The sequence below is a fragment of the Umezawaea endophytica genome, from assembly GCF_025061645.1.
Classification (GTDB): Bacteria; Actinomycetota; Actinomycetes; order Mycobacteriales; family Pseudonocardiaceae; genus Umezawaea; species Umezawaea endophytica.
The window spans coordinates 21,960-25,535 of sequence record NZ_JANYMP010000007.1 but is presented as its reverse complement, the minus strand read 5'-3'; the positions used below and the strand labels follow the sequence as shown (position 1 = coordinate 25,535).

1 protein-coding gene and 1 tRNA gene are annotated in these 3,576 nt (G+C 68.7%); one reads left to right on the top strand and one right to left on the bottom strand.

What is annotated here, in order from left to right:
- Nucleotides 1-40: 40 nt before the first annotated feature.
- Nucleotides 41-112, bottom strand: a tRNA-Cys gene (locus NZH93_RS16360).
- Nucleotides 113-317: 205 nt separating this feature from the next.
- Here NZH93_RS16360 and NZH93_RS16355 point away from each other — a divergent pair.
- The gene (locus NZH93_RS16355; protein WP_259623947.1) at nt 318-3,530 is read left to right on the top strand and encodes a LamG-like jellyroll fold domain-containing protein; all 3,213 of its coding nucleotides are present in this window, start codon (nt 318-320) and stop codon (nt 3,528-3,530) included.
- Nucleotides 3,531-3,576 lie beyond the last annotated feature (46 nt).

Here is a 3,576-nt window from a genome sequence, read left to right as displayed (position 1 = left end):
GTGGCAGGCCGCTGAAGGCCTGCCACGCCGGTCGTGCACGAGGCGGAGACGGGAATTGAACCCGTGTATCAGGCTTTGCAGGCCTGTGCCTCAACCACTCGGCCACTCCGCCGCACTTGATCACGCCCCGTGACCGTAGCCCCTCCGTCCGGCGGCTGCCACGCGTTCCACTGTGCGGGATTACCCAGGCCGTGTCCGGTTCGTCCGATCAGACAAATTTCTGTGCGGTGCTGTTGTTCTCTGTTGAAACATGTTAGTAATCGAGCAGTTTTTTGTGTGAGGTCACTCACGCCCTACCCCGCCGGAAGGGATGCTCGATGTCCAGACCACCCGTGAGGGCGCTCACGTTGGCGCTGCTGCTGGTCCTCTCCGTCGTCACGCCGACAGGCGTGGCCTCGGCCGGAGCCCCCGAACCCGCTGCCGTCGTGCACGGGCTGAAGGGCGAGTACTACCGGATGTCCGCGCCAGGAGCTCGCGACTTCGCCCAGCTCGGGGGCGTGATGCTCGATCCCAACATCGACCTCCCCGGCTTGGCGGGGACGTTCCAGTCCCTCACCGGCCAGGCCGAGCACACGACCGCTCGCTGGACCGGCAAGCTCACCGCCCCGGCCACCGGCGACTACACGTTCCACCTGATCGGCGACAACGGCTTCCGGTTCTTCCTGGACGGGCAGCCGGTCATCGACCACTGGGTCGGCGACTGGGACGTCGAGCAGCACAGCCAGCCGGTGCGGCTCGTCGCCGGTGAGGCGCACGACTTCAAGCTGGAGCTGTTCCAGGACGTCGGCGGCGCCAACGCGTTCCTCCGCTGGTCGACGCCCACCCTGGCGAAGGAGATCGTGCCCGAGTCGGCGTTCACGCCGCCGGACGGCTTCCAGGTCTTCCCGGTCGAGCCCGCCGTCGACGAGGAGGGCCTGAAGGTCACCGCCGACTTCGAGCAGCCGATCACCGCCCTCGGCCAGGTCGCCGAGCACCTCGGTGTCGAGGTCGACACGACCCCGTTCCCGGTGTCGAAGGTCGCCGTGGACAAGCGCGACAAGTCCAAGCTCGTGATCACCCTGTCCCAGCCGGTCCAGAAGGGCCAGCGGGTCAAGTTCCTCTACGACGGCACCGGCGGGCTCGTCGTGGGCGGCGAGACCGTGCCGCAGATCATCCGGTCGGCGGCCAACGCGTCGAAGCACCGGATGACCACCAAGTGGGGCGACAAGCTCGACAAGAACAACCCGCTGCCCGAGTACCCGCGGCCGCAGCAGGTCCGCGAGGACTGGCTCAACCTCAACGGCCAGTGGGAGTTCGCGGGCGCGAAGGAGGGGGAGCAGCCGGTCTTCGGCAAGACCCTCGCCGAGAAGATCACCGTGCCGTTCCCGGTGGAGTCCCAGCTCTCCGGGCTGGAGCGCCACGAGGACCACATGTTCTACCGCAAGCTCGTCTCCGTCCCGCGCGACTGGAAGATCGGGTCGGGGCAGCGGCTCAAGCTCAACTTCGGCGCGGTGGACCACCACGCCCGCGTCTTCGTGAACGGCAAGCAGGTCGCCGAGCACTTCGGCGGTTACAGCGCGTTCACCGCGGACATCACCGACGCGCTCAAGGGCTCCGGCAAGCAGGAGATCGTCGTCGCGGTCACCGACACCACCGGCCCCAACCAGCCGATCGGCAAGCAGTCGCGCAACCCCGGCGGCATCGTCTACACGCAGAACTCCGGCATCTGGCAGACCGTGTGGCTGGAGCCCGTGCCGGACGTGGCGATCGACTCGATCGTCACCACCCCGGACCTGCCGAAGAGCGCGTTGCAGGTGCAGGTGAAGTCGGCGTCGTCCACGGCCAAGGTCACCGCGACCGCCCGTGACGCCAAGGGCCGCAAGGTCGGCAGCGTCAGCGGCACGGCCAACCAGCAGCTCACGCTGAAGATCGACAAGCCGCACCTGTGGAGCCCGGACGACCCGTACCTCTACGACCTGGACGTCGAGCTGTCCCAGGGCCGGAGCAAGGACGAGGTCGAGAGCTACTTCGGCATGCGCTCCATCGCCGTGCAGAACGTGGGCGGCTTCCCGAAGCTCGTCCTCAACGGCAACCCGGTGTTCTCGCTCTCCATGCTGGACCAGGGCTTCTTCCCCGACGGCCTGTACACGGCGCCGAGCGACGAGGCCCTGCGCTGGGACCTCAAGGCGCAGAAGGACCTCGGGTTCAACGCGGTCCGCAAGCACATCAAGATCGAGCCCGCCCGCTGGTACAAGCACGCGGACGAGCTGGGACTGCTGGTGTGGCAGGACTTCGTGTCCGGCGACTACTCCACCCCCGAGGGCCAGCAGGCGTTCCTCACCGAGGGCAACCGGGCGATGGAGCAACTGCACAACTTCCCGTCGATCATCGGCTGGATCGTCTTCAACGAGGGTTGGGGCGAGTGGAACCGCGAGGAGACCGGCCGGATCGCCGAGCGCGTGAAGGCCACCGACCCGTCGCGGATCGTCAACGCCCACAGCGGTGTGAACTGCTGCGCCTCCAAGGGTGACTCGGGCAAGGGCGAGGTCATCGACCACCACGACTACAACAACACCGACGCGCCCTACCCGGACGCGACGCGGGTCGCGATGGACGGCGAGCACGGCGGCTTCACCCTGCGCACCCCCGGTCACATGTGGCCCGGCCCGCCCGCCGCGATCTACAGCGGGGTCAAGGACAAGGCGGCGTTGACGGCGAAGTACGTCGACAACACCTCCACCTTCTACCTCGAAGCCGCGGGCGCCGAGCTGTCCGGTTCGGTCTACACCCAGGTCACCGACCTGGAGACCGAGCTGAACGGCCTGTGGACGTACGACCGCCGCGACCTCAAGGTCGACCCCGGCCCGGTCCGCGACATCAACCGCAAGGTCATCAAGGCGGGGGCCGAGGCGGGCAAGGACGCCACGTTCCCCGGCAAGGGCAACTGGCCGCTGGACGAGAACAAGGGCACGAAGTCGGTCGACGTCAGCGGCGGCCGCAGCCCGTTGACGCTCCAGGGCGGCACCACCTGGGTGCCCGGCGTCAAGGGCGCGGCGCTCGCCTTCGACGGGGTCGACGACTCCGCCGAGACCGCCGCGCCGGTCCTCGACACCAACCGCGACTACTCCATCGCGGCGTGGGTGACGCTGGACAAGCTGCCCGGCAACTACGCCACGGCCGTCAGCCAGGACGGCAGGCGGCAGGAGAGCCCCTTCTACCTCCAGTACGGCCAGGGGGCCTTCGCGTTCAGCACGCCGGGCGGCAACCGCGCCAGGTTCGTGACGACGCCGGAGCTCAACCGCTGGTACCACCTGGTCGGCGTGCGCGACCACTCCACCGGTGAGGTCCGCCTGTACGTCGACGGCCAGAAGGTCGCCACCAACCCGGCGGGCCCGGACGTCACCAGCACCGGCCCGCTCGCCGTCGGTCGTGCGAAGTTCGCGGGCCGCAAGGGCGACTACTGGTCCGGTTCCATCGACGCCGTGCACGCCTACGACCACGTGCTCACCGACCAGGAGGTGACGGCCCTCTACTCGGCCGAACGCGGCTGATCGACTCCCCGGTCGGGGGGGGGGGGGGGGCCCCCCCCCCCCCCGG